General features: G+C 57.3%; 24 protein-coding genes. 13 read left to right on the plus strand and 11 right to left on the minus strand.

Annotation, left to right across the window (positions count from 1 at the left end):
- Positions 1-11: 11 nt before the first annotated feature.
- Entirely contained in the window at positions 12-482 is a 471-nt protein-coding gene (locus tag CHB79_RS07565; protein ID WP_089359449.1) for a phosphate-starvation-inducible protein PsiE, read from the minus strand.
- Positions 483-674: 192 nt separating this feature from the next.
- On the opposite strand from CHB79_RS07565, the gene CHB79_RS07570 reads away from it, so the two are divergent.
- Complete coding sequence (locus CHB79_RS07570) at positions 675-1,664, plus strand: MBL fold metallo-hydrolase (RefSeq protein WP_089359450.1); 990 nt, start codon at positions 675-677, stop codon at positions 1,662-1,664.
- Positions 1,665-1,802: 138 nt separating this feature from the next.
- Positions 1,803-2,063: a YebG family protein gene (locus tag CHB79_RS07575; protein WP_010486531.1), complete on the plus strand. Its 261-nt coding sequence runs from the start codon at positions 1,803-1,805 to the stop codon at positions 2,061-2,063.
- Between the two features lie 50 nt (positions 2,064-2,113).
- On the opposite strand, the gene CHB79_RS07580 is transcribed toward CHB79_RS07575, so the two are convergent.
- Both CHB79_RS07580 and CHB79_RS07585 read right to left on the minus strand, forming a co-directional pair.
- Positions 2,114-2,884, minus strand: coding sequence for a TSUP family transporter (locus CHB79_RS07580; RefSeq protein WP_089359451.1), 771 nt, complete (start codon positions 2,882-2,884; stop codon positions 2,114-2,116).
- Positions 2,885-2,897: 13 nt separating this feature from the next.
- A complete protein-coding gene (locus CHB79_RS07585) occupies positions 2,898-3,926 on the minus strand; it encodes a YeiH family protein (protein WP_010486527.1) in 1,029 nt (342 codons plus the stop codon).
- Between the two features lie 234 nt (positions 3,927-4,160).
- Here CHB79_RS07585 and CHB79_RS07590 point away from each other — a divergent pair, with 234 nt between their 5' ends.
- Positions 4,161-4,844, plus strand: coding sequence for a hypothetical protein (locus CHB79_RS07590; protein WP_141133418.1), 684 nt, complete (start codon positions 4,161-4,163; stop codon positions 4,842-4,844).
- Between the two features lie 4 nt (positions 4,845-4,848).
- On the opposite strand, the gene CHB79_RS07595 is transcribed toward CHB79_RS07590, so the two are convergent.
- The 6 genes from CHB79_RS07595 to CHB79_RS07615 all read right to left on the minus strand — a co-directional run bounded on the left by CHB79_RS07595 (position 4,849) and on the right by CHB79_RS07615 (position 11,602).
- Positions 4,849-5,148 carry a DUF6506 family protein gene (locus CHB79_RS07595; RefSeq protein WP_010486524.1) on the minus strand — a complete coding sequence of 100 codons (300 nt, stop codon included), beginning with the start codon at positions 5,146-5,148 and terminating at the stop codon, positions 4,849-4,851.
- Positions 5,149-5,171: 23 nt separating this feature from the next.
- The gene (locus tag CHB79_RS07600) at positions 5,172-6,122 is read right to left on the minus strand and encodes a bifunctional enoyl-CoA hydratase/phosphate acetyltransferase (protein WP_089359453.1); all 951 of its coding nucleotides are present in this window, start codon (positions 6,120-6,122) and stop codon (positions 5,172-5,174) included.
- Positions 6,123-6,201: 79 nt separating this feature from the next.
- Complete coding sequence (gene xsc / locus CHB79_RS07605) at positions 6,202-7,962, minus strand: sulfoacetaldehyde acetyltransferase (protein WP_089359454.1); 1,761 nt, start codon at positions 7,960-7,962, stop codon at positions 6,202-6,204.
- Positions 7,963-8,019: 57 nt separating this feature from the next.
- Positions 8,020-8,178 (minus strand): hypothetical protein, encoded by a 159-nt coding sequence (locus tag CHB79_RS22030; RefSeq protein WP_176443157.1) that lies wholly within the window; start codon positions 8,176-8,178, stop codon positions 8,020-8,022.
- Positions 8,179-8,483: 305 nt separating this feature from the next.
- Positions 8,484-9,977, minus strand: coding sequence for a MocR-like pyridoxine biosynthesis transcription factor PdxR (gene pdxR, locus CHB79_RS07610; RefSeq protein ID WP_089359455.1), 1,494 nt, complete (start codon positions 9,975-9,977; stop codon positions 8,484-8,486).
- 245 nt (positions 9,978-10,222) lie between these two features.
- The gene (locus CHB79_RS07615; RefSeq protein WP_089359456.1) at positions 10,223-11,602 is read right to left on the minus strand and encodes an aminotransferase family protein; all 1,380 of its coding nucleotides are present in this window, start codon (positions 11,600-11,602) and stop codon (positions 10,223-10,225) included.
- Positions 11,603-11,909: 307 nt separating this feature from the next.
- Between CHB79_RS07615 and thiS the strand changes: the two genes are divergently transcribed.
- Both thiS and CHB79_RS07625 read left to right on the plus strand, forming a co-directional pair.
- Positions 11,910-12,110, plus strand: coding sequence for a sulfur carrier protein ThiS (gene thiS / locus CHB79_RS21900; protein WP_217898858.1), 201 nt, complete (start codon positions 11,910-11,912; stop codon positions 12,108-12,110).
- Positions 12,111-12,145: 35 nt separating this feature from the next.
- Positions 12,146-12,943 (plus strand): thiazole synthase, encoded by a 798-nt coding sequence (locus CHB79_RS07625; RefSeq protein WP_141133420.1) that lies wholly within the window; start codon positions 12,146-12,148, stop codon positions 12,941-12,943.
- Between the two features lie 25 nt (positions 12,944-12,968).
- Here the strand turns inward: CHB79_RS07625 and CHB79_RS07630 are convergent, their stop codons facing one another.
- Positions 12,969-13,766 (minus strand): IclR family transcriptional regulator, encoded by a 798-nt coding sequence (locus CHB79_RS07630; protein ID WP_245851390.1) that lies wholly within the window; start codon positions 13,764-13,766, stop codon positions 12,969-12,971.
- Between the two features lie 203 nt (positions 13,767-13,969).
- Between CHB79_RS07630 and CHB79_RS07635 the strand changes: the two genes are divergently transcribed.
- The 3 genes from CHB79_RS07635 (at position 13,970) to CHB79_RS07645 (ending at position 17,727) form a co-directional block, all read left to right on the plus strand.
- The gene (locus CHB79_RS07635; RefSeq protein ID WP_089359459.1) at positions 13,970-15,634 is read left to right on the plus strand and encodes a GMC family oxidoreductase; all 1,665 of its coding nucleotides are present in this window, start codon (positions 13,970-13,972) and stop codon (positions 15,632-15,634) included.
- A gap of 86 nt (positions 15,635-15,720) precedes the next feature.
- A complete protein-coding gene (locus tag CHB79_RS07640; protein ID WP_010486506.1) occupies positions 15,721-17,043 on the plus strand; it encodes an MFS transporter in 1,323 nt (440 codons plus the stop codon).
- A 309-nt stretch (positions 17,044-17,352) separates the two neighbouring features.
- Positions 17,353-17,727 (plus strand): DUF3461 family protein, encoded by a 375-nt coding sequence (locus CHB79_RS07645; RefSeq protein WP_089359460.1) that lies wholly within the window; start codon positions 17,353-17,355, stop codon positions 17,725-17,727.
- A 7-nt stretch (positions 17,728-17,734) separates the two neighbouring features.
- On the opposite strand, the gene CHB79_RS07650 is transcribed toward CHB79_RS07645, so the two are convergent.
- Positions 17,735-17,980: a hypothetical protein gene (locus tag CHB79_RS07650; protein ID WP_089359461.1), complete on the minus strand. Its 246-nt coding sequence runs from the start codon at positions 17,978-17,980 to the stop codon at positions 17,735-17,737.
- 207 nt (positions 17,981-18,187) lie between these two features.
- Here CHB79_RS07650 and CHB79_RS07655 point away from each other — a divergent pair, with 207 nt between their 5' ends.
- From CHB79_RS07655 to CHB79_RS07675, 5 genes are all read left to right on the plus strand, one after another.
- Positions 18,188-19,168, plus strand: a complete 981-nt coding sequence (locus CHB79_RS07655; protein WP_089359462.1) for an AAA family ATPase — start codon at positions 18,188-18,190, stop codon at positions 19,166-19,168.
- An 8-nt stretch (positions 19,169-19,176) separates the two neighbouring features.
- Entirely contained in the window at positions 19,177-20,895 is a 1,719-nt protein-coding gene (locus CHB79_RS07660) for a cobaltochelatase CobT-related protein (RefSeq protein ID WP_089359463.1), read from the plus strand.
- Positions 20,896-21,235: 340 nt separating this feature from the next.
- On the plus strand, positions 21,236-22,252 hold the full coding sequence (locus tag CHB79_RS07665) for a TRAP transporter substrate-binding protein (protein WP_089359464.1): 1,017 nt from the start codon (positions 21,236-21,238) through the stop codon (positions 22,250-22,252).
- 110 nt (positions 22,253-22,362) lie between these two features.
- Positions 22,363-22,962 (plus strand): TRAP transporter small permease, encoded by a 600-nt coding sequence (locus CHB79_RS07670; RefSeq protein WP_010486496.1) that lies wholly within the window; start codon positions 22,363-22,365, stop codon positions 22,960-22,962.
- The gene (locus tag CHB79_RS07675) at positions 22,955-24,298 is read left to right on the plus strand and encodes a TRAP transporter large permease (protein ID WP_089359465.1); all 1,344 of its coding nucleotides are present in this window, start codon (positions 22,955-22,957) and stop codon (positions 24,296-24,298) included. The genes CHB79_RS07670 and CHB79_RS07675 overlap by 8 nt, the downstream gene beginning before the upstream one ends.
- Positions 24,299-24,346 lie beyond the last annotated feature (48 nt).

Here is a 24,346-nt window from a genome sequence, read left to right on the forward strand (position 1 = left end):
CCGAGTAGCCCTTATTGACCGGTGTTTTTGCCAATGACCTCGCCGGTTGAGTCAATTGGCTTGCTCGAGGGAAACCTGTACGAGGCAAACCTGACCGCGACAACCGACAGGGCCAACAGGAAAATACCGGCACAGGAATATACCAGCCCAATATCCGGTGGCCGGTGGTGCGAAACATCACCAATGAGGTAACGCGTCAGTGCAGTGATAGCCACATACAACAGAAAACGTATCGGCAAATGATTGGTCTTGAAGTAGATGCCGACCATCGCCCCCAATTCCAGGTAGATGAACAGCAGCAGGATATCGTCAATGCTGGCCTGGCCTTTCTCGAGCATGGCCATGAACGCCATGACTGACGCCCATGCAGTGACTGCACCAATGGCGAACAGCCCCAGGTAATGGAAGCCTTCTACCAACAGGTTTCCCACCGAATTGGCACTTTTGTGCATTTGCTCGCGGCTGCGATCGACCCACTTCATCACGAATTCCCCTAAAAATGCTTAGCCACAGCGCCAGCAACGACAAAAGTATGCTGGATCGGTTTCTGATCGCAAGCAAAGCACAATCTGCCAGCCTGTAACACAACAAGATGCAATTGCACTGGACAAACCTTGGCAAGGGGGTCTAACACTTGATGCACGGATTAAACCTTTACCAGACCAGGATTTAGCATGACCACTATTCAATCCTTTACTCGCCGTGCGCTGCTAACACTGACTGTTGCGACCAGCACACTGTTGGCGGCCAGCACCAGTGCCGAGCCAGTTGCCAAGCAAAACAACCAGGTTCCCGGTTACTACCGCATGATGGTGGGTGACTTTGAAGTCACCGCACTCTATGACGGCTATGTCGATATCGGTACGCAACTGCTCAAGGGCGCCAGCGCCGACGATATTCAAAGCTTGCTGGCCAAGATGTTCCTGGACTCAAGTAACGGCGTGCAAACAGCGGTAAACGCCTTTCTGATCAACACCGGAAACAACCTGGTGCTGGTCGATACCGGGGCCGCCAAGTGCTTTGGCCCTGCACTGGGCAACATCCAGGACAATCTCAAGGCAGCAGGCTACACACCAGAACAGGTCGATACCGTATTGCTGACCCACCTGCATCCTGACCATGCATGCGGCTTGCTGAGCGCCGATGGCAAAAGCGCTTATCCGAATGCGACCATATACATCCCCAAGGGCGATGCCGACTATTGGCTGAGCAGCGCCGAACAAGCCAAGGCGCCAGAAGCCACTCGTGGCCGGTTCGCCATGAGCCAGAAGGCTGTCGCACCCTATGCAGCGGCCGACAAGATGCAGACCTTCAAGCCCGATAGCAAGCTACCCGAAGGCGTCGCTGTGGTACCTAGCAACGGCCATACGCCAGGCCACACATCCTATATGTTCAGCTCAAAAGGCCAGGACCTGCTGGTGTGGGGCGATATAGTGCACAGCCATTCGGTGCAATTCAGCCATCCGGAAGTGACAATCGAGTTCGATAGCGACAGCGCCAAGGCCGTGCAAGCGCGTAAGAAGCTGTTTGCCGAAGCAGCCGAGGATAAACTCTGGGTCGCGGGCGCACACTTGCCTTTCCCGGGTATCGGACATGTACGCAAGGAAGGTGACGCCTATGCATGGGTGCCAACCGAGTTTGGCCCGATTCGCAGTGATCGCTAGCCAGGGCAAGCAATTCGCGGCGCTCTGATGATTGGCGCACGGATTGCTGCTGTTCAAATGCCTGCAAGTTCTTTATCCTTGCAGGCACTGTATGAATAACCAGCTATATTAATCAGCGTGAAGGCGTAGAGGTGATGAATGGCCGTCGAAGTGGTGTACCGCAGCAGTCGAGATCTGGAGCGTTTGTTCATGGATAAAGCCGAAGCTGATCGTCATGACAAAATGCTTGAGCTGGCTGAATTGCTCACCGATGTATTGCAAAAGGCAGTGCCCAGCCTGAACGAGACCCAAGGTGAAGAACTGGGTATTTATATGGCCAAGAACCGCGATATTTTTGCCAAGGCCTTTAAAAACCAGCCCGACGCATTGCAGGACCTGAACCAGGAGCCTGCCGAGTAGAGGCTGATACAAGCGCCAAACCGGCCCAAGGCGCACTCGCTCGCCTTGGGTCAGGCTGAAGCCATCAGAACGCCCGGCAAGGCATCCCGGATCAAGCCTCCCCCTGCCAATAGCAAGAGGCAAAAGACCAGCCAACGCACGGCACGCAGCGAAAGCCTGGGCGGGTAGCGTCGCATCAGGACAGTCACCACAAGCACCAACGGAAAGGCTTCCAGGCTCAACCAGATCACGTGCCAGGTCATCTGACCTTGAGCGATGACCAGGCCCAGGCGAGTGACTGAGTTTGCCGCGAACACGGTAATCAAGGTGTTGCGGATCACCTCGTAACCCAGTGGCTGACGATAGAGGTGGTACACCAGGGGTGGCCCGCCGCTGGAGAACAAGCCATTGAGCAGCCCACACAAGCCGCCCGACAACCAGAAGGCTGGTTGCCGCGAAAGGCGCTCCCGTGGCTTGCTCTGCACGACCAGCAGCAGGCTGCCGATCACAATCACGCAACCAAGCAGGAGCCGCAGCCAGGTCATCTGCGACTCATTCAACGCACCCAGGCCCCACATCCCGATGCTCACGCCGATCAGGCTGCTGAGCAACACCGGCATCAAGACGCTACGGTCCAGTTCAGGCCTGGGCCCGCCCAGGTTCACCAGCGCATTACCCACGGTCAGCAGGCTGATGATAATTGCCACCTCGGCCAGTGGAATCAGGTTCATGGAGGCAACCATGCCCAGCAGGATCAGGCCGAAGGCGAATCCTGTGAGATTCTGGGCCAGGGTGGCAAGTAGCACGCAGCCCAGGAACATCAGGTGCAGTTGCAGGGTCATGAAGCCATAGACCTTATCCCATCCAGTGAACGCAGATCAGAATCAGGGTCGCGAGAAACAGCGTCTCACTGACCAACAGGGTCGCTGGCCGCCAACCCACTTCGAGCAGGGATTTGAGCGAAGTCTTCATCCCCAGTGCGGCAATCGCAGTGACCAGGCACCAACTCGATACGCTCACGGCGAAATCACGAATGACCGGCGTGGCAATACCGCTGCTGTTAATGGCAACAAAGACCACAAAGAAGATGATAAACAAGGGCAGCGGCAACGCGGCGCGAGGTCCGTCACTGCGCTTGCGCAGCAGCAGCGACAGGCTAAACACGATAGGCACCAGCATGGCTACACGCAGCAGCTTGACCACTGTGGCGGTATCGCCGGTTTCATCGGACATGCTGTAGCCCGCCCCCACCACTTGCGCCACATCGTGGATTGTCGCGCCGAGGAAAACCCCGGCCTGGCGGGCATCAAGCCCGAGCCACTGGGCAATGGGCGGATAAATGATCATGGCGATGGTGCTCAGCGCGGTGACGCTGATCACGGTGAAGATGATATTGCGCTCGCTGTTTTTGTCCTGGGGCAACACGGCGGAGATTGCCAGTGCCGCAGAAGCACCGCATATGCCGACGCTGCCACCGCTCAAGATACCGAAATCCCGCGACTGGCCAAGTATCCGCGCCAGCACCACGCCAAAGGTCATGGTCAGCAATACCCCGCCAATCACCACTGCCAGCAAGGTGCCCCCCAACGACATGATTTGCTCAAGGGTGATGCGCATGCCCAGCAGCGCGACGCCAATGCGCAAAATGGTGCTGGAGGTGAAACGAATCCCGGCAACCGCCCGGCCTTCCTCCGAAAGAAAACCCAAGGCCATGCCCAATAGCAACGCCATCAGCATCACAGGCGCACCGTAGTGCTCGGAAAGAAATGAAGCACTGACCCCAACCACTGCCGAGGTGACCAGGCCGGGCAATATGAGTTTGCATTTCTGAGTACGGCGGCTTAACCATGACTCAGAGGCGCCATCCTGGGCACCGACCTGCATCGCTACCGGAGGAATCGTGTGGTGTTGTTTTGTTGCCATTATTTTCACCTACACCCTTGGTTCATAACTGACCACCGATGCTAGTGAAAGCTGGCCCCACTCATTAGGGCCACTGCGGAACCTTGTTAGGGGCCAGCCCAACTGGCCCAATGCAAGCCCACAGCTGGTGCTAGCCGGGTAGCTTGCAGCGCGCTAGTTTGCAGCTTGCTATGTATCTATCTGACAGGATTGAGCGTGTTTAAAAGTGACGAGACCACAGCGGCAACAGCGTTGATGGACAATCCTGGACTGATCCATACAAGTGAGCGTCTATGCGTAGGCTGGCAACAGCCAAACCCTCTGTTCGCAGGCGGTAACGATCAACGCTCCAGCGAAAACGGCTTGCTGTTGCTGTTCTATGGCAACCTGCAAAAGGCTGCCGGTTATGAGTGGCAAAACGCCGGGCGCGCGCTGATCGACAAGACCTATTTGCGCATTGTCGGGCAGTGCACCGGGTTGGACATGCAGGGCTTGAGTGCCGATGAGCTGGCTACGCGGCTGGACGGGTTCATACGCCGCGAGCTGGCGCCCCGCTGGGACCTGATCCGTCGAAGTCATGGCAACGCTGGCATAGAGCTGACGCGGGAGCTGCTCGACAAGGCCAGTCAGGTGCTGTTCGAAGCGCCGGTCATGCATGCTCAAACCGGCCCGATATTATTTTATCTTTGCCCGCACTTGCCCCTGTTGATCGGCGAACACCCCTTGGCCGATCAGGAACAGCTCAACAGCTTGCCAGTTCTACCCCGCCCCCAAGTATTTACAGGAAGCGCGCAGCAGCAGGCATTGATTCGCCAGTTGATCGAAGGCAGTGACTGGTGGCGTCGGCGCGTTTTCAGCGCCTGGCAATCCCAAGCAACAAACAAAGCTGCCGGGGAGTAAATATTCAGGATGCTACCGACTGCAAGCGCTGACGATCTTCGGCGCTGTACTGGACAGCACCCAGCGGGATCTTGTCGCCGAGCGCCAGTCGGATCTGCGCCACTTCATCTGCGCTAAATGCACCGCACAACTCGATCAATTCCACATGCCGTGTCAGCAGCTCAAGCGCCACCATCACCGCCTGTTCGACATCGGCGACGCCACACAGGGTTGCCGCAAAGCGGTCTGACTCGAGCTGACCGTTATGGGTCATAAAATCCATACCCGGTGCCTTGAAGATAAAGCCGTAGCGTTGCACAGCCATCAGTAATGCCCCTTGCTCAATGATTAAACCGCGACGGCCCGTTCAGGACCTTGCGCACAGTACTCGACAAAAATGGAAGACAGGGCACATGAGGCCAGACGGGCTTCCAGTGGGTCTGCGCGTGAGGTGAGAATGATAGGTACAGCTGCGCCCAGGACCAGGCCGGCCGCAGTTGCACTCATAAAATAAACCATCTGCTTGAACAGGAAGTTACCCGACTCAAGATTCGGCACCAGCAAGATGTCCGCATTGCCGCTGACCTGGCCACTGATGCCCTTGATACGTGCTGCCTCTGAGGAAATGGCGTTATCGAACCCCAGCGGGCCTTCGACGCGCGCGCCGCTGATTGCGCCGATTGCCGCCAGTTTGGCCAACTCGGCGGCATCCTGGCTCGACGGCATGCTGCTGCTCACTTCCTCGGTACCGGAGAGTATGGCCATGCGCGGCGAGTCATAACCCAGTGCATGCATCAGTTGAATGGCGTTACGTGCAATATGCACCTTGTCGATGATCGACGGCTGGACATTGATCACCGCGTCTGTAATGCACAGGGCTTTATCACTGCCCGGCAGCGTCATATGAAATACATGGCTGAGCCGACTTGCAGTGCGTAATCCGGCATCGCGCTTGAGCACAGCACGCAGCAAGGTGTCGGTATGCAGATGCCCCTTCATCAGGGCGCCCGCCTCACCCTTGCCCGCCAAGGCACAACTGAGCGCGGCGCTGTGCGCCTCATCAGCGGCCGGGACGATTCGCAGTCCGTGCAGGTCCCAATCCAGCTGTTCTGCCAGTTGTTGAATCTGACCGACATCGCCAACCAGGATTGGCTCGATCAAGCCTTCATCGCAGGCCTGCCTGGCGCTGCTCAAACTCAGGGTATTGACCGGATTGACCACCGCAGTGACAACTCGCGGCAGGGTCTTGGCCTGGTTGAGCAGAAACGCTGGGCACTCATGCGCAATGGTGCTCAACATAATTTATCTCCGTTACAGGTGATGGGCAGCGACGCCCAAAGGCGCCGCTACGGGGGTTACCGCAGGTTGCAGTCGCGACTTACACGTAGTCCTTGTACTTCTCGAGGAAACGCACAGGCTTGGACAAGGCATCGCGACGGAACGGATCACCCAATTCACGGGTACACATGATTTCAATCACCGTGGTCTTGCCGGCTTTTTGCGCGTCACAGGCCGCCTTCAACGCCGGGCCCACATCTTCCAGCCGATCCACAGTCACACCTTCAGCCCCCATGGATCGCGCAATCCCGGCAAAGCTCTGATTCTCGAGATCGCCCGCCACGAAACGACGGTTGTAGAAGTCGACCTGGTTTTTCTTTTCGGCGCCCCACTGGCGATTGTGGAAGACAATCGAGGTCACCGGGATGTTCTCGCGAACACAGGTCATGATCTCCATCATCGACATGCCCCAGGCGCCATCACCGGCATAGGAAATCGCCGTGCGGTGCGGCGCAGCCACCTTGGCACCGATGATGGTTGGCAAGGCATAGCCACAGTTGCCAAAGCTCATGGCGGCAAAGAAGGAACGCGGTTGTTCAAAACGCAGGTAGCTATTGGAGACCGAGTTGATGTTGCCAATATCGGTCGAAACCATGGCGTCGGCCGGCATGGCTTTTTCCAACTCACGCAATACCTGACGCGGGTGCAGGTAGTTGCCATCCTCGCCTTTCTGCTCGTTGATCATATCCAGCGAGTATTCATCCTTCTCGTGAATCCAGGCGCTCAGCTCAGCTTCCCAATTGGCTTTCTCCATGGCAATTTCTTCAGCGCGGGCGCCCTTGTTTTCAAGGCACAGCACATCCAGGTTTTGCAAGCGAGCGAGCAGGTTTTGCGCTGCGGCCTTGGCATCGCCACAGATGCCCACCGAGATTTTTTTAACCAGGCCAAGCATCTTCGGATCGCAATCAATCTGGATCACCTTGGCCTGCTTTGGCCAGTAATCCATGCCGTGCTGCGGCAGCGTACCGAATGGGCCGAGACGCGTGCCCAGGGCCAAGACCACATCAGCGCGCGACAGCAGCTTCATACCGGCTTTCGAACCCTGGTAGCCCAGCGGACCGCACCACAGTTGGTGGCTCGCCGGGAAGGAGTCGTTGTGCAGGTAGCTGTTCACCACCGGCGCGCCGAGGTATTCAGCCAGCGCCTTACAGGCATCAACGGCATCGCCCATCACCACGCCACCACCGGAAATGATCACCGGGTTCTTGGCAGAGGCCAGCAACTGCGCGGCCTCGTTGAGGCTGTTCTCACCACCCGCGCTACGTTCGATGCGCATGGGGGTTGGAATATCAACATTGATATCGCCATAGAAGAAGTCGCGCGGAATATTCAGCTGGGTCGGGCCATTTTCCTGCATGGCACGGTCAAAGCAACGCGCGGTCAATTCAGCCATCCGCGCAGGGTTGGCCACGTGCCCCTGGTATTTGGTGATGGTTTCAAAGAACGGCAGTTGCTGAGCTTCCTGGAAACCGCCCAGGCCCTGGCTCATGGAGCCGGTTTCCGGGGTGATCACCACCACCGGGCTGTGCGCCCAATAAGCTGCGGCGATAGCCGTTACAAAATTGGTGATGCCGGGGCCGTTCTGCGCGATACATACGCCATGGCGGCCACTCACTCGCGAGTAACCGTCAGCCATGTGACCGGCGCCTTGCTCGTGCACCACCGGGATAAAACGAATGCCAGCCGGGGCAAAAATATCCATCGCATCCATAAAGGCCGAGCCCATGATCCCGAAAATATCGGTTACGCCATTGGCGACCATGGTTTCAACAAGCGCTTCGCTGGGTGTCATGCGTGCCATATCGACTTTCCTCTCAGTACTTAGGGTACGACGGCCAAGCCGCCGGTTAATCGGGGCTTAGCCGCAGAGCGGCATCGGCGCACAGGGATAGCCGAGAAACTCGGCAACTTCAGAACAGCTCTGCTGCCCTGTTTGAGTATTCAGCTGCTGCGTCACAAGTGCTGTAACTGGCCCCATATCAAGCCAGTTGGTCATGTTCGAGATGCCATTAGGCATGTAGCGCTCTCCTCTTATTCTTGTGACGAAGCCTTGTCAGCCCAGTCAAACCCGGCACTCGCCATCGAATGCCAGTTCGTCTGGACTGGACCTAGAGTAGGAGCGTCAGAGAGCAGCCCGATAGAACCAGTTGCGGGCCAGTTGTTGCGCCAGTGCATATCCAGTGTTTATTGGCGCGCACGACAACTCACCACAGGCAAGGACTGCGGTGAGTTGTGTATTGATGCTGTTGTTCAGATGATGCCGCGATCACCGCCAGCGCAAGGCACTAGCAGAAAACCAAAGAACCAGCAGCGCCCTGCCGGTTAGTGGAGTCGCGGTTCAGTTGCCCCTCCACTGAGCTGCTCGATCAGCCCGGCCAATAGCTTGATGCCGGGACGGATATGCTCCGCGGCAATTGAGGAATAGCCCAGGCGAAAATAGTTCAAGGGCGGCTGCTCAGCGTAGAAGTGAATATCGCCCGGCTCAATCAGGATGCCGTGCTTGGCAGTCTGTTTTTGCAGTTCGCGTGCATCCAGCCCTTCAGGACCCTTGACCCAGTAACAGGACCCACCAAAGCTCGGTTCGCGCGATGAGTCCGGCAGGTACTCGCGCAAGGCATCGCCCATTTGCTGGTGCCGGTCCTGGTAGGCTCGCATCAGGCTCATGATCAATGCATCGTGATATCCGCGCTCGAGAAACAGGGCAACCGAGCGCTGATTGTTCGCGGCTGGATGGCGCACCATCAACCGGCGCAAGGCGCGTGCCTCGCGAATCAGGGGTTCGGGGCCGACCAGATAACCCACGCGCAGGCCTGGCGCCAAGGTCTTGGAAAGACTGCCGACATAAAGCACCCGGTCGTTTTTATCCAGGCTCTTGAGCGCCGGGATCGGATTGGCCTTGAAGTTGGTTTCGCTTTCGTAGTCGTCTTCAATAATCAGGAAGTTGTGCTCATTGGCACGGCGCAGCAATTCATAGCGTCTTTCCAGCGGCATGGTCACTGTTGTCGGGCACTGATGGCTCGGTGTGGTGTAGACCAGGTCGCAGGCATTGAGCTGATCACTGAGCACCAGCCCTTGTGCATCGACCGCCAGCGGTTGCACCCGCGACGGATTGAGCATGGCAATGTTGCGGATATCCATATAGCCAGGGTCTTCGATACCCATCAGGCTGTCGGGGCGCAATAACAGGCGGGCCAACATATAGAGCGCATGCTGGGCGCCGACCGTGACCAGGATCTGCTCGGGCGATGCCCACACGCCCCGGCGCGGCAGCAAGCGCGTGCGAATCTGCTCCATCAACAAGGGATCGTCATTATCGAAACGATCGGACGCCCAATCACGAATGGCCGGAATACTCACTGCGTCGCGACAACATTCACGCCAGTTGGCAGTGGGAAACAATACGGGATCGAACTGGCCATAAATAAAGGGGTACTGGTATTTCTGCCAGTCTCGCGGCTTGCTCATATTGCGTTGTTCGCTGGGCTTTACCACCAGCCGGCTGGACCAGTCGGGCGTGCCATCGAAGGAGGATTCGACAGGCGCCTTAACCGGCTCGACCTTGCGCGCAAGAATGTCGGGATTAACGTAGTAGCCACTGCGTTCACGGGCGACCAGATAGCCGTCATCGAGCAAATGTTCGTACGCCAGCACTACAGTATTACGTGCGATATTCAGTTGCTTGGCGAGTTTGCGACTGGAGGGCAATGGGCTGTCGAGGGGGATATTGCCATTGAGGATGACCTGGGCAATCTGTTCACGTAACTGCTGTTGCAAGCCAGTTGGCTTATCAGTCGACAAATGAAATAGATGAAACATATCGCGGCCTCAGTTGTAGTAACTGCACATGCTGGAATCCCTATGGTTCAACCCAGCAACTCCACTTTGCAATGCGCCAAAAGTGCGGTGGCTGCGGGGCAGACTAGCACCAAGAGTCAGACAAGACTATCCAACCAAAAACCCCATCAAGACCCAGGCCCCAGGCAGGATTTAAAACAATTTTTTGGGAGAACGCCAAAGCCGGGCTGATCACCAGCCCGGCTTGGTAGGCGCCTGCCCGCTACTTAGGCAACCCGCCCAAGGGCGTTATCCAGGGCATCGATAATCTGATCCAGGTCGGCCCGGGTCGCAATCAATGCCGGGCTGAAACACAGGGTATTGTTGAACTGCTCGAAGCTGCGGTTGGTGCGGCCAATGATTACGCCTTGACGCATGCAGTCAGCGGCGATAGCGATGGCAACACTCTCGGCAACCGGCTCCTTGCTCTGGCGGTCCTTGACCAGCTCAATACCGCAAAACAGGCCTTTGCCCCGCACATCGCCAATCAGTGGATACTTGTCTTGCAATTCACGCAGGCGAGCCATGAAGTACTCCCCCATTTGCGTAACGTTTTCGAGCAGGCCTTCCTCCTCGATTATCTGCATATTGGCCAGGGCTGCAGCCGGTCCTGCAGTGCAACCGCCAAAGGTGCTGATATCCCGGAAGTACCCCATGCGATCATCCGCATCATCCTTGAATGCCTCGAACACGGCTTCGGTGGTTACCGTGCAGGAGATCGCGGCGTAACCGCTGGCAACGCCCTTGGCCATGGTCACGATATCCGGCTGGATACCATAGTGCTGGTAACCAAACCATTTGCCGGTGCGGCCCAGCCCGCAAACAACCTCGTCAATATGCAAAAGGATGTCGTATTTTTTGCAAATCGCCTGGATGGTTTCCCAATAGCCAACTGGCGGTGTGATCACCCCACCACCCGCCGTGATCGGCTCAAGCACAACGGCGCCAACAGTGTCCGGACCTTCGGCAAGTATGACTTTCTCCATCTCCAGCGCTGCGCGCACACCGTAGTCGGCCACATCACCAAATTGTGATCGGTATTCGCAGCAGTGGGCAAACTCCACAAAGCCGGGCGTAAAAGGGCCGTATTGATTTTTACGTTCAAACTGGCCGGTAGAACTCAGCGCCGTGATGGTGGTGCCGTGGTAGTCACGCTCGCGAAACAGAATCTTGTGCTTCTTGCCGCCGTATTTCTTGTGGGCAATCTGGCGAACGATTTTATAGGCCTTTTCGTTGGCCTCCGAACCCGAGTTGGAGTAATACACCCGGCTCAGGCCAGGCATTTTCTCGATCAGCTTCTTGGCAAACAACGCCCCGGGAATGTTGCCGGCAGAACCGGCAAAGTAGTTGAGTTTGACCAACTGATCGCGCACCGCGTCGGCAATGCGCTCACGGCCATATCCCACGTTCACTGTCCACACACCACCAGAAACCGCATCCAGGTATTCGTTGCCCTTGATGTCCCGGACGCGCATGCCCTTGCCTTCGACAATCACCATAGGGTCATTGTGCTCCAGCGGCTTGTGCTGGGTGAGGTGGTGCCAAACGTGGCTACGATCACTGGCAAGCACTTCAGCTGCATCAAATTCATTCGTCATGTTGTTCATGCCAACCTCCTGCGTGGAACCTTGTTATTGTCAGCGGCCAGCCTGCTCATGCAGGCGGCGCGGTCATCCAGCAATAGGCTGTGCTGGGCAAAAAACCTGGGCCAGCCTCTGATGACGAAACTAAGAGCATGGCGCCAACGCAGATAGAACCAGTTGTTACCCAACTGAGGTGCCAGGGCCGCAACCCGGTACTTGCGCCGCCCCGGGCTGGACCAATAAGGCTGGCACCATTGGCTCTTCAGGCACGTCGGGATCAGGACAAACATGACGCATGGCAAGCCACGCTATTCTTTATGGAGCCGCAATGATTGAAGTCACGATTAACGGCGAGGTTCAGCAACTGCCTGCCAACCTGAGCCTTGGCCAGTGGCTTGCGGACCAAGGCCTCGGAAATCGACGCCTGGCCGTTGAGCTCAACCGGCAGGTGATTCCACGTAGCCAGTTCCCGGCCTTGTACCTGCAAAGCGGCGATAACCTTGAAATCGTGCATGCCATCGGCGGCGGCTGATCAGGCGCCATCCATTACTATATCTGGGAGTCGATATGACGCTTGCGACGCCATTGGATGATCCACTGATCATCGCCGGACAATCCTTCAAATCACGTTTACTGGTCGGTACTGGGCACTATGCCGATCTCGCCGAAACCCAGGCTGCGGTCACTGCCAGCGCTGCGCAAATAGTCACCTTTGCCGTGCGTCGCAGCAACATCGGCCAGGATGCCCAGGCGCCTAACTTGCTCGACGCAATTGCACCGCAGCACTTCACACTGCTGCCCAACACCGCCGGCTGCTACACCGCCAGGGATGCGGTGCGGACCTGCCTTTTGGCACGCGAGCTGTTGGATGGTCATGACCTGGTCAAACTTGAAGTACTGGGCGACAGCCAGACACTCTATCCCGACATTACCGAAACGCTGGCAGCAGCACGGCAACTGGTTGAGCTGGGTTTCAAAGTGATGGTTTACACCAGTGATGACCCGCTTATTGCACGCCGCCTGGAGGAGCTGGGCTGCGTGGCAATCATGCCCCTTGGGGCGCCTATTGGCTCGGGCCTGGGCATTCGTAACCCGTATAACATCCGGCTGATCGTTGAAAACGCCAAGGTTCCAGTGATTGTCGACGCAGGTGTCGGCACCGCCTCGGACGCAGCAATTGCCATGGAACTGGGCTGCGATGGGGTATTGATGAACACCGCCATTGCCCGCGCCCGGGAGCCGATCCGCATGGCCTCGGCCATGCGCCAAGCCGTTTGCGCCGGTCGCGAGGCCTACCTGGCCGGACGTATGCCGCGCCGCCTAGATGGGGACGCCTCTTCCCCCCTGGGCGGGTTGTTTCTCTAGCCCGCCTGCCCGCTAACACCCATGTCTAGAGGTTGGGGTTGAACATGGCTGCCAACTGCGCAGCCGCATCCCGCATCGACTCAATCCCATCGATCAGGTCATTCAGGCTTTTACGAGCCGTAGGCGCATGACAGGCCAGGGCCGCCACGCAATGGCCATGCACATCTCGAATAGGCACCGCCACCGCCACCATCCCAGCGACAAACTCCTCGCTGTCGATACCCACGCCACGGCTGCCAATGCGTTCAAGCTCAGCCTGCAACAGCCCCATGTCGGTGATGGTGCGCGGGGTTTGCGCAGTCAACTGCAGGCATTGCAATAACTGCTGACGCGCATCGGCAGCCATCTCGGCCAGGAATAACTTGCCACTGGCCGTGCAATGCAAGGGCACATGCGTGCCGGGCTCCACATGCAGCCGCAAAGGCTCGGAGGTTTCTACCCGGTCGATATAGATCACCCGATTTCCATCCAGCGCGGTCAGGTTGCAGGTCTCGCCCAGCGTACGCACCAAGGACTCGAGAATCAGCCGATGACGCTGCATGACCACATCGTTGCGCAATAAGCGCAAGCCCAGTTGAGTGGCGCGAGGGCCAAGCAAATAGGTCTTTTCATCCACTTCGCGCAACAGAAAACCCAAGCGTTCCAGCGCCTGGACCATACGCAGCAGCGTGGCCTTGGGCGTGGCCAGGCGGTGGCTCAGCTGGGCCAATGACATGGGGGCATCAGCCAGGGCAATGGCTTCGAGCACTAACAACGCCCGCAGGCTCCGGTCAGGATTTGCAGACGAATCCAGACCAGCCGACAAAACCTCTAATTTCGACACGTTTTGTTCCACTTTATTAATCACTTGAAAAATTCATCCCTAAATTAACTGCATGATTATAAAACAAATATCGCCACAGACCAGTTATAGCAAGCCCTTGGACTCAAGCGAAACACATTTCTGGCCCAACATTAATGAACCATTTTGTTCTAATTTGATTTCGAACTTCGGTTTCACACTAATAAAAACAAAGAGGATTTCGAATGTCGCTCACCTATGACTTCGTCGTAGTGGGTGCTGGTTCAGCAGGCTGCGTGCTAGCAAACCGGCTCAGCGAGAACGGGCGCTACAGCGTCTGCTTGCTGGAAGCGGGCCCACCCGATCGCTATCCGTGGATCCACATCCCCATTGGCTACGCCAAGACCATGTTCCACCCGGTCTATAACTGGGGCTTCTACACTGACCCTGACCCCGGCATGAACAACCGCCGCATCTACTGGCCCCGCGGGAGAGTCTGGGGCGGTTGCAGCTCAATCAACGGACTTATCTACATTCGCGGCCAGCAAGCTGATTACGATGCCTGGGCCGAGTCAGGCAACCAGGGCTGGGGCTGGAAGGATGTTCTGCCTTACTTCCGCCGTGCTGAAAACAACGATCTTGGATCCGGTCCGACCCATGGCACCGAAGGCCCGCTATGCGCCTCCAGCATCAAGGCACGCCACCCGCTCACCGAGGGCTTTATCGACGCCGCCAAGGCACTGGGCGTACCGCGCACCAATGACTTTAATACAGGTAACCAGGAAGGGGTCGGTTATTACCAGCTGACCACTCGCAAGGGCCTGCGTTGCAGCACGGCAGTGGCTTATCTGCACCCGGCGCGCAAGCGCAGCAACCTGAGCATCATTTCCCTGGCCAAGGTGCAAAAGATACTGTTCGAAGCCAAGCGCGCAACAGCCGTGGTGTTCGAAAAAGACGGTCATCTGCAGACCATCCATGCCAGACGCGAAGTGATACTCAGCGCCGGTGCCTTGCAGTCACCACAGGTGTTGCAGCTTTCAGGCGTTGGCCCAGCCGAGTTGCTCAAGCAATTCTCGATACCACTGGTTCACGAGCTGCCTGGGGTCGGTGAAAACCTGCAGGATCATTTGCAGATCCGCATGATCTACGAGTGCACCCGGCCCATTACCACCAACGATGAGCTGCGCTCGCCCTGGCGCAAACTGCGCATGGGTTTGCAATGGCTCTTCACCCGCAGTGGGCCGCTGGCCATTGGTATCAACCAGGGCGGCTTGTTTACCCGGGTCATGGCGCAAAGCAAAACGCCCGACATCCAGTATCACTTCGGCACGCTCAGCGCTGATTCCGCGGGCGGCAAGGTGCATCCGTTTTCCGGGTTCACCATGTCGGTCTGTCAGTTACGGCCAGAGAGCCGTGGCTATGTGCGAATCGTCTCGAGTGACCCAAACCAGCCACCTTCGATGCAGCCCAACTACCTGTCCACCGAACTGGACCGGCAAACCGTGATTGCCGGAGTGCGTTACACGCGCAAGCTGGCCGAAACAGGGCCGCTCAAGGAGCTGATCAAGCGTGAGCACCTGCCGGGAATCGAGCAGCAGAGTGACGAGCAGATTCTTGAATTCTGTCGCCAGTACGGCGCGACCATTTTCCACCCCTCGGGCACTTGCAAAATGGGGCACGACCCCATGGCAGTGGTTGATTCACGTTTGCGTGTCCATGGCATCCAGGGCTTGCGGGTGGTTGATTGCTCGATCATGCCGACCCTGGTTTCCGGTAACACCAATGTGCCGGTGGTCATGATCGCCGAGAAAGCCGCAACCATGATTCTCGAAGACGCCGTCAAACCCAGGTCTGTTGTACCCAATGCTATTGCAGCACAGTCCTCGGAAGCGCTTTCCCACGCGCTCTGAGCAACCGACAGCAGTGAAGCCAGCGCTGCGCGTCGGCTAGCTGCAAGCAGGCTTTATTGCCCAGCCAAACACATAGGAATACTGACATGTCCACGTCCAACCCCGTGCGCAAAGTCGTAGTCGCAAGTGTCATAGGCGCCACCATTGAGTGGTACGACTTCTTTCTCTACGGTGTCGTTGCCGGCATCGTGTTCAACCATCTGTATTTCCCAAGCGACGACCCGCTTATTTCAACCATGCTGGCCTACGGTACCTTTGCCGTTGGCTTTCTGAGCAGGCCAATCGGCGGCGTGATTTTCGGCCATTTCGGCGACAAGATCGGCCGCAAGAGCATGCTGGTCATGACCATGATGATCATGGGCGTTGCCACCTTCCTGATTGGCCTGGTGCCCACCTATGACAGCATTGGCATCTGGGCGCCGCTTATCTTGCTGCTGTTACGCATCTTCCAGGGCATCGGCCTGGGCGGCGAATGGGGCGGCGCAGTGCTGATGGCCTTTGAATATGCGCCAAAACACAAACGCGGTTTCTACGCCAGCCTGCCACAAATCGGCCTGGCCATCGGCTTGTGCCTGGCCTCAGGTGTTGTCGGGCTGTTGTCATATTTCCTCACGGATACGCAATTCCTTGAGTGGGGCTGGAGAATTGCCTTCCTGCTCAGCGCGGGACTGGTATTTGTCGGTACCTGGATTCGTCTCAATGTCATGGAGAGCCCGGAGTTTGCCAAGGTCAAGGCTGCAAACGCCGAAGCGGCCATCCCCTTTGTCGACATGATGAAACGCTACCCGAAAAATGTCCTGGCCGGCATGGGTGCACGCTATATCGACGGCGTGTTCTTCAATGTTTTCGGGGTGTTCTCGCTCAGCTACCTGACGCAAACACTCAACTTGCCACGCTCGGAGGCTCTGATTGGCGTCATGGTTGCCGCTGTTGTCATGTGTTTTAGCATTCCCATGTTTGGCGCGTTGTCCGACCGCATTGGCCGTACCCGGGTCTATTTCTGGGGATCACTGATTACCGCCATTTCAGCCTTTCCGGCGTTCTGGCTGATGATGACCAGCGGCGGCAATATGTTCATCATTTGGCTGGCCATTGTGGTGCCGCTCGGTATTTTCTATGCAGCGGTTTATGGGCCTGAGGCAGCGCTGTTCTGCGAGCTGTTTGACGCCAAGGTGCGCTACACGGGGATCTCGTTTGTCTATCAATTCTCCGGAATCTTCGCCAGCGGCCTGACCCCGATGATTGCCACCGCGCTGATGCGCAGCAACGACGGTCAGCCCTGGACGACCTGCCTGTATGTGTTGTTCGCCGGTGCGGTGAGCGCTTACTCCGCCTGGTGGATTGGCAACCGCAACAAGCGCTCAGCCAGTGAGTCACTGCTGAATACGGCCCCCGCCGCCAGTCGCTAGGCAATTGGAAAACAGCCGCCCCGCTTAGACGTTGATCCAAGCGGGGCGGCTGGTCGTAACTGGCCCCATAAAGCTGCCAGTCCTGGCTCTTGGCCAAAGTCAGTGACGCACTAGACTTTAGCCACCTCTCCAAAGGAGAGTCGCCTCCCTTCCCGCTTGTAACATCGCGCCTTGCACCCAGGCTGCAGATCGGGAAACACCAAAACAATAACAATGCGCCAAGCTTGCGACTGCTGAATAAGCCAGTTGGATTCTTTGCTGTGCGTATGAAATGGAGCCGAATATTACTGACACTTGAGAACCACTGCCATGAACGACTATCCGACCCTGAAAGAGCTGGGCATCCACGCTACCGCAACCATCAAGCGCTTCAGCCTGCGCCGCGAGAGTGACCGCGATGTGTTGAAGATTCACTTTTATCGCCCGGCCAAGGCACTGCGCTCGCCCAGCCAGAAGTTCACCTTTGCCCATCCGCGCAAGGCCATTCCCGGGCAAAGTCGGCTTAGCCAGTCCTTCGCTGAGTTAGCTCCAAGCAGCCCGGTATTGCGCAGCGCGCTGGTCGAGCTCGAGCAGCTCACAGCGCAACAACGGCCGGCACCACAGGCAGAGCCGCTTGCCATTGTGAACCCGGCCGCACCAAACCGGCTAGCTGAAGCTCGTCCAGCAGCCGAGTGCCTCGGCTGAAGCGGTTTTAGCTCTGAACTGGCTCAGCAGCAGTGCTCATCTGCGCCATCTTGCTGGCAAAAAGCTGAGCCAGTGCATTCGCGTCGCCTCCCGATTCATCCAGGGCATCGACCACCGCCTGCAACGTTGGCTGGGTTTTCTCCAGAAGCGCCTCTATATATTGCTCGGGCGTCACCTGGGTATGCGCCTCATAGCGCTTGAACAGGTCGAGCAACTGCTTGTTGACCGGGAGTATCAGGGTATCTGTGGGCATGGGTAAACCTCTCGCTAGCCTGGCCCCATCCTTAGTGGGTTCAGCTCCAGACAATAGAGCCAGTTCGCTACCAGGGGTGGCGCCAGCAATACCGATCAGCTGTTTACCACTCACCGTTGGCCGTATAAGCCACAGCCAACTGGCCCCTTCGCCACGGTATGGGCGTCTTTAGAATCAGGTCATTGTCCTGTTATCGAGGCACCATCCATGACCGACCTGAAGCTTGAACCTGCCAGCCGCCTGGTGCCTGCTCGCGAACTCTTTGGCATAGACAGCAAGATGCGCGTGCCAGTATTGCTCAAGCAGGATGATCAAGTACCCGAGATCGACAGCGCCTACCGCTTTAACCCGGAGGTCACCCAGGCGGTGCTCGCCGGCTTCACCCGCAACCGCCGCGTCATGCTGCAAGGTTTGCACGGCACGGGTAAATCCACCCATATCGAACAGATCGCCGCACGGCTCAACTGGCCCTGTGTGCGGGTCAACCTGGATGGTCATATCAGCCGCCTGGACCTGATCGGCAAGGACGCAATAGTGTTGCGCGAGGGCAAGCAGGTCACCGAGTTTCAGGAAGGCATTCTACCCTGGGCGCTGCGCCGTCCGGTGGCGCTGATCTTCGACGAGTACGATGCCGGGCGCCCAGATGTGATGTTCGTTATCCAGCGTATTCTCGAGCGCGACGGCAAGCTTAACCTGCTCGATCAGAACCAGCTCATTACCCCGCATCCGCTGTTTCGCCTGTTCGCCACCTCCAATACCGTGGGCCTGGGCAACCTCAACGGCTTGTACAACGGCACGCAAGTGCTCAACCAGGCGCAGCTTGATCGCTGGAATATCGTCGCCACCCTCAATTACTTGCCACCCGAGGAGGAGCAAGCCATTGTCGCCGCCCGCGTGCCACAGTTGCTTGGGCTTTATGACTCAAGCCTGCTGGCCGCGATGGTTGCCGTTGCCGGGCTGACCCGCGAAGGCTTTGCCTGCGGCGACCTTTCGACCCTGATGTCGCCACGCTGCGTTATTTCATGGGCGGAAAACACGGAGATCTTCGCGGACACCGCGTTGGCGTTTCGCTTGTCCTTCCTCAACAAGTGCGACGAGGCAGAACGCAGCATAGTTGCCGAGTATTACCAGCGCTGCTTCGATCATGAGCTTGAAGAATCCGCCCTGCCCAAGCTGGCACTGGCTTGAGCATTCAAATGCAGCCGCCTCGGCGTGAAAAGCACCAGCAACAACTCGAGGAACTATGCGCGGCGACCTTGCGCGCACTCTCGGGAGAACGCCGCCTGCGTTATCGTGGCGCCCGCCTGGAGGTCAATGGGCAACGAATAGCAGTACGCGCCCCCCATCTGCACCCCAACCCGGAACATGATGATTTTTCGGCCTATCGTGGCGTTGCCGACAGCCTGGCACTGCGCCTCAAGCACAGCGACAGAGCATTGCTGCAAACGCAATTGCCAGACCAGCCGATCGCCCGCCTGGTCTTCGAGCTGCTCGAACAGCTACGGGTTGAGTCGCTGGTCAGCGACAGTCATCCGGGCGTACGCCGTAACCTGATGCAGCGCTTTGCGCAGTGGAGCCAGCAGTTTCTCGATTCAGGTCAAGCCGAGGGCCATGTAGGGCTGATGCTCTACACCCTGGCGCAAATGAGTTGGTTCTTGCTGTGCGGCGGGCGGGCCAGCGAGCAGACTGAGATGTTGATCGAGGCCCCCAGGCTGAGCCTGCTTGGACATTTCGGCCCACACTTTGGTCTGTTGCGCCGTTGCCGCCATCAACAATCGATATACGGCCTGCATGCGCGGTTTATCGCCGAAAAAATCGTCGAACTGCTCGATCAACTTGATGTGCAAAAGGATGAGCGCAACGCATCCCAAGCCACCGAAAAGGTACAGCTCGCCTTTGCCCTGCTGCTTGACGACGCTGAAGGCGACGGCGAAGAGCAAGACAGCAGTCATGCCAACACCCAGGGCAACTCACGCAATAGCCAGCAGACGTTCAGCTATCAGGTGTTTAGCCGCGAATATGACCGCGAAGTACTGGCCCACAACCTGGTTCGCGCAGACCTGCTTAGACAACTACGCCAGCGCCTGGACCAACGCATGGCGGCTCAGGGCCTCAACCTGCCACGCCTGGCCAAACGCCTGAGCGCATTGCTTGCCCGCCCCCAACGCGATGGCTGGGCCTTTGCCCAACAGGACGGCCAGATCGATGCTAGCAGGCTCAGTCGCCTGATCATCAGCCCGCAACAGCAGGAAATTTTCCGTCAAGAACGCCTGCGCCCGAAATGCGATTGCGCAGTCAGCCTGCTGATTGATAACTCTGGCTCCATGCGTAACCACATCGACGCCATCGCCTTGCTGGTCGACAGCCTGACCCGCGCCTTGGAGCTGGCGGGAGCCCAGACAGAAATACTCGGTTTCACAACCGGACAGTGGAATGGTGGGCGCCCGTTAAAGCACTGGCGTGCCAGCGGCCAGCCCGCCGAACCTGGCCGCTTGAATGAACTGGAGCATCGCATCTACAAAGACGCCAGCACCTCTTGGCGTAAGGCGCGACCTAGCATCGCCGCACTACTCAAATCCGACCTGTTCCGCGAAAGCATTGACGGAGAAGCCCTGCTTTGGGCCCAGCGCAGGCTGCTGAAGCTGCAAGCCACGCGGCGCATATTGATCATCGTCAGCGATGGTTGCCCAATGGACGGCGCGACGCACCAGGCCAACACCAGCGATATCCTCGATCTGCACCTGAAACAAGTTGCCCGGCAGATCGAGCAGCAATCTGCGGTACAACTCTATGCACTTGGGGTTGGCCTGGACCTAAGCAACTACTACCACAACAGCCTTGAGCTAGACCTTGCAAGCAGCTTCGACAACCGCATATTCGATGAAATCCTGCAGCTACTGCAACGGCGTCTCTGAGCATGCAGATCCGCTATTATCTGGCACCTTCCAGCACTGCCAAACACCCCTGAAACCTGCGCTGTCTTTTGGTGCAAGCACCTGATTTATCGCGTTTTTCCGCCCCTCATTCGAGCATGGAAAACTGGCCCTAGACAGGCCACAAATGTGGCCCTAAACAGCCCGGCAACACAGGCGGATTATTGATCAGGTCAAATGTAATTGACGGGTTATAACCGGCTGCACTTGCAGCAATACTGCACCTGGAGCGCCCGTTAAGCCTTACTCGAGCCTTGCTTACACAGCAGTCGCTCGATCTGCACTTTCGTAATCCAAAACAACTAGAACGGAGTACGCAGTTATGACAACCAGCAAAGGATTCACCCGACCGATTGTCCTCGCCCTATGCTTACTGGCGGCAGTCATGGGCAGCAGCATTACCCAAGCGAAAACCTTCCGCGTTGCCGTAGGCGATGGTGCCGGTGGCACCCAACATGAGCTGGGCCTAAAGTTTGCTGAAGAACTGAAAGCCCGGACCGGTGGCAAGGATGACGCCAAGCTCTTCTTAAATGGCCAGCTCGGCAGCGAAGAAGACACCGTCAGCAACGCGGCCATGGGTACGCTGGACTTCTCGATCCTGGCCATCAACAACGTCACGCCATTCTCGCCCTCGGTTGGCATCCTGACGATGCCCTACATGATCCAAAGCCTCGATGACGCCGTAACCCTGACCCAGAGCGATATCGGCAAGACCCTGATCGACAACACTGTGCGCGATGCCGGTGTGCGCATTATCGGCTGGGCCTACTCAGGCTTCAGGGTCCTGACCAACTCGAAGAAGCCGGTCAAGACAGTGGAAGACCTGGCAGGCCTGCAGATTCGCGTACCCAAGAACGAAATCATGATCGACACCTACCGCGCCTGGGGCATCAACCCAACGCCAATGGCCTGGTCCGAAACCTTTACCGGCTTGCAGCTGAAGGTGGTTGACGGTCAGGACAACCCTTACCTGACCGTCAATGCCATGAAGTTTGACGAGGTGCAAAAATATGTCACCAACCTGCGCTACCTGTTCTCTATCGAACCACTGATTGTCAGTGAATCGATGTTCCAGGAACAAAGCCCGCAAATGCAGCAAATCATCCTCGATGCGGGCAAGGCGGCAACGCTGCACAGCGCCAAGTGGCTGGTTGAGCAGGAAGACAGGATCAAGCAAGAGCTGGTCACAAAGGGCATGGAAATCAGCGATCCGGCCAACGGTGAGAAAGAATGGATTGATCTGGCCGTGTCGAAGGTCTGGCCCAAGTACTACGAGCAGCTCGGCGGCAAGGAGCAAGTCAATGTGGTGCTCAAGGCCTTGGGTCGCGAGACCATCTAAGCCAGCACCTGAACGTTGAAACCGCCATCGGTGCAACCCCCGCCGATGGCTGACCGCTCACGCTGTAGAGCGCAAAGCCCGATTGCCGGGTACGCGTTCGGGAAAGCGCTATGAAATCTTCCAGCCGTTTATTCAACATTATCGACAACCTTGAAAATTACATTTGCCGGGTACTCCTGGCGCTGTTTGTAATTATCCTGTTTGCCCAGATTCTCAGCCGCAACCTGTTCAATCACTCGCTCTCCTGGACAGAAGAGCTGGTGACCTACATGTTTGTCTGGTTCGCCTTCTTTGGTGCCAGCTACGCCGCCAAACTGGCCGCCCATAACCGCGTGACGTTCCAGTTCAAGCTGATGCCGCGCAAGGTTGCAGTTGCACTTGAAGCACTCTCGGACCTGATCTGGATCTGCTTCAACTGCTACTTCGTCTACCTCAGCGTGATGTTCTTCATGAAGGCCAATGTCTTCTGGAAATCACAGACTCTGGGCGTACCCATGAAATACCTCTACCTGATCTTGCCTATCGCCTTCAGCTTGATGACCCTGCGCGTGCTCCAGGTCAACTACTACAAACTGGTCAAGGGCATCGATATCCGTGATCCGGAAGCTCAGGAACTGGACAAGATCATCCACGACGCTCAAGCCCAGACAGCCGGGCAACCCCCAAGTACGCGCCAGGTAACTCATCTACAGGAGCGGGTTCATGGTTGATACCACTGTTGTTTATATCCTGTTTGGCTCCTTTATCCTGTTGTTGCTGATTGGCACGCCGATCAGTATTTCATTGGCGGTTTCGGCCCTGGCCTCTTTTCTCTACCTTGGCGAAAACCCGATCAAGTTCGTTCAGATCGCCTTTACCTCGGTGGGATCGTTTCCCTTGATGGCGCTGCCGGCATTTATTCTGGCAGGCGCATTAATGGAGGCAGCGGGCATTTCCAGGCGCCTGGTAGCGCTGGCCGAAAGTTTTGCAGGCCCCATAACCGGTGGCATCTCGGCCGCTGCGGTACTGGCCTGCCTGTTCTTCGGCGCCATCTCAGGGTCGGGCCCCGCGACCACGGCTGCCGTGGGCATGCTGATGATCCCGGCGATGGTCAAGCGCGGTTACGCCAAGGGCTATGCCTCGGCGGTTACGGCGTCTTCTGGCGGCTTGGGGATCATCATTCCGCCGTCGATTCCGATGGTCATCTTCGGCATTTCAGCCATGGGCATGCTGCCGCCGCCTGCCGCTATCGAGAAATACGGTGCATTCGATACGGTGTCGATTCCGAAACTCTTCATCGCGGGCGTGGTGCCTGGCCTGATGCTGGCCGGAGGCCTGTTGGCCATGAACTACATTCGCTGCAAAAAGCTGGGCTACACCGGCAGTAGCGAAGGTTGGTCATCCAGCAGGATACGCAAGGCCATGCGTGAAGGATTCTGGTCGATGCTCGCCCCATTCGTGATTCTCGGCGGCATCTATACCGGCCTGTTCACTCCGACCGAATCGGCCATAGTCGCGATCTTCTATACCTTGTTTGTCGGCTTGTTTATCCACAGGGAGCTGAGTTTCAAGGAGATCTTCAAGTCACTTGAGACAACCACATGGATCACTGGCCGGGTGCTGGTCATCCTGTTCACCGCCACGGTATTTGGCCGGTTGCTGGTAGAGAATCAGATTCCTGCGGTAGTGGCCGACTCGATGCTCAGCCTGACCGACAACATCTACCTGATCTGGATACTGATTATCGGCTTCCTGCTGTTTGTCGGCATGTTCATGGAAACCCTGGCCGCGATCATGATCCTGACCCCGGTGATTCTGCCGATCACCTACACCCTGGGAATTGATCCCGTGCATTTCGGGATAGTACTGATCTGCTGCCTGAGCATTGGTTTCATGACGCCGCCCATGGGCGAAAACCTGTTTATTGCCTCGGGCATATCCGGCACCGCTATCGAAGATATATCCAAGCGTGCCCTGCCATTCGTGGCGATACTGACCATTGCGACCTTTATCATTGCCTGCGTGCCGGCAATCAGCCTGACGCTCCCCAGGTTGCTCGGTTACTGACCGGGCCCGGCGGACACCATAATGGCCCGGTACAGCGGGCCATTTATA

The sequence above is a fragment of the Pseudomonas segetis genome (assembly GCF_900188155.1).
GTDB lineage: Bacteria > Pseudomonadota > Gammaproteobacteria > Pseudomonadales > Pseudomonadaceae > Aquipseudomonas > Aquipseudomonas segetis.

Excerpts from the sequence above, each read along its gene's own strand:
- CHB79_RS07575 (WP_010486531.1), top strand. The coding sequence starts at position 1,803 with ATGGCCGTCGAAGTGGTGTACCGCAGCAGTCGAGATCTGGAGCGTTTG.
- CHB79_RS07625 (WP_141133420.1), top strand. The coding sequence starts at position 12,146 with ATGACGCTTGCGACGCCATTGGATGATCCACTGATCATCGCCGGACAA.
- CHB79_RS07675 (WP_089359465.1), top strand. The coding sequence starts at position 22,955 with ATGGTTGATACCACTGTTGTTTATATCCTGTTTGGCTCCTTTATCCTG.
- CHB79_RS07655 (WP_089359462.1), top strand. The coding sequence starts at position 18,188 with ATGACCGACCTGAAGCTTGAACCTGCCAGCCGCCTGGTGCCTGCTCGC.
- CHB79_RS07635 (WP_089359459.1), top strand. The coding sequence starts at position 13,970 with ATGTCGCTCACCTATGACTTCGTCGTAGTGGGTGCTGGTTCAGCAGGC.
- CHB79_RS07565 (WP_089359449.1), bottom strand. The coding sequence starts at position 482 with ATGAAGTGGGTCGATCGCAGCCGCGAGCAAATGCACAAAAGTGCCAAT.
- pdxR (WP_089359455.1), bottom strand. The coding sequence starts at position 9,977 with ATGTTTCATCTATTTCATTTGTCGACTGATAAGCCAACTGGCTTGCAA.
- CHB79_RS07580 (WP_089359451.1), bottom strand. The coding sequence starts at position 2,884 with ATGACCCTGCAACTGCACCTGATGTTCCTGGGCTGCGTGCTACTTGCC.
- CHB79_RS07665 (WP_089359464.1), top strand. The coding sequence starts at position 21,236 with ATGACAACCAGCAAAGGATTCACCCGACCGATTGTCCTCGCCCTATGC.
- CHB79_RS07585 (WP_010486527.1), bottom strand. The coding sequence starts at position 3,926 with ATGCAGGTCGGTGCCCAGGATGGCGCCTCTGAGTCATGGTTAAGCCGC.
- CHB79_RS07670 (WP_010486496.1), top strand. The coding sequence starts at position 22,363 with ATGAAATCTTCCAGCCGTTTATTCAACATTATCGACAACCTTGAAAAT.
- CHB79_RS07570 (WP_089359450.1), top strand. The coding sequence starts at position 675 with ATGACCACTATTCAATCCTTTACTCGCCGTGCGCTGCTAACACTGACT.
- CHB79_RS07595 (WP_010486524.1), bottom strand. The coding sequence starts at position 5,148 with ATGGCTGTGCAACGCTACGGCTTTATCTTCAAGGCACCGGGTATGGAT.
- CHB79_RS07640 (WP_010486506.1), top strand. The coding sequence starts at position 15,721 with ATGTCCACGTCCAACCCCGTGCGCAAAGTCGTAGTCGCAAGTGTCATA.
- CHB79_RS07645 (WP_089359460.1), top strand. The coding sequence starts at position 17,353 with ATGAACGACTATCCGACCCTGAAAGAGCTGGGCATCCACGCTACCGCA.
- xsc (WP_089359454.1), bottom strand. The coding sequence starts at position 7,962 with ATGGCACGCATGACACCCAGCGAAGCGCTTGTTGAAACCATGGTCGCC.
- CHB79_RS22030 (WP_176443157.1), bottom strand. The coding sequence starts at position 8,178 with ATGCCTAATGGCATCTCGAACATGACCAACTGGCTTGATATGGGGCCA.
- CHB79_RS07660 (WP_089359463.1), top strand. The coding sequence starts at position 19,177 with ATGCAGCCGCCTCGGCGTGAAAAGCACCAGCAACAACTCGAGGAACTA.
- CHB79_RS07650 (WP_089359461.1), bottom strand. The coding sequence starts at position 17,980 with ATGCCCACAGATACCCTGATACTCCCGGTCAACAAGCAGTTGCTCGAC.
- CHB79_RS07600 (WP_089359453.1), bottom strand. The coding sequence starts at position 6,122 with ATGTTGAGCACCATTGCGCATGAGTGCCCAGCGTTTCTGCTCAACCAG.
- CHB79_RS07615 (WP_089359456.1), bottom strand. The coding sequence starts at position 11,602 with ATGAACAACATGACGAATGAATTTGATGCAGCTGAAGTGCTTGCCAGT.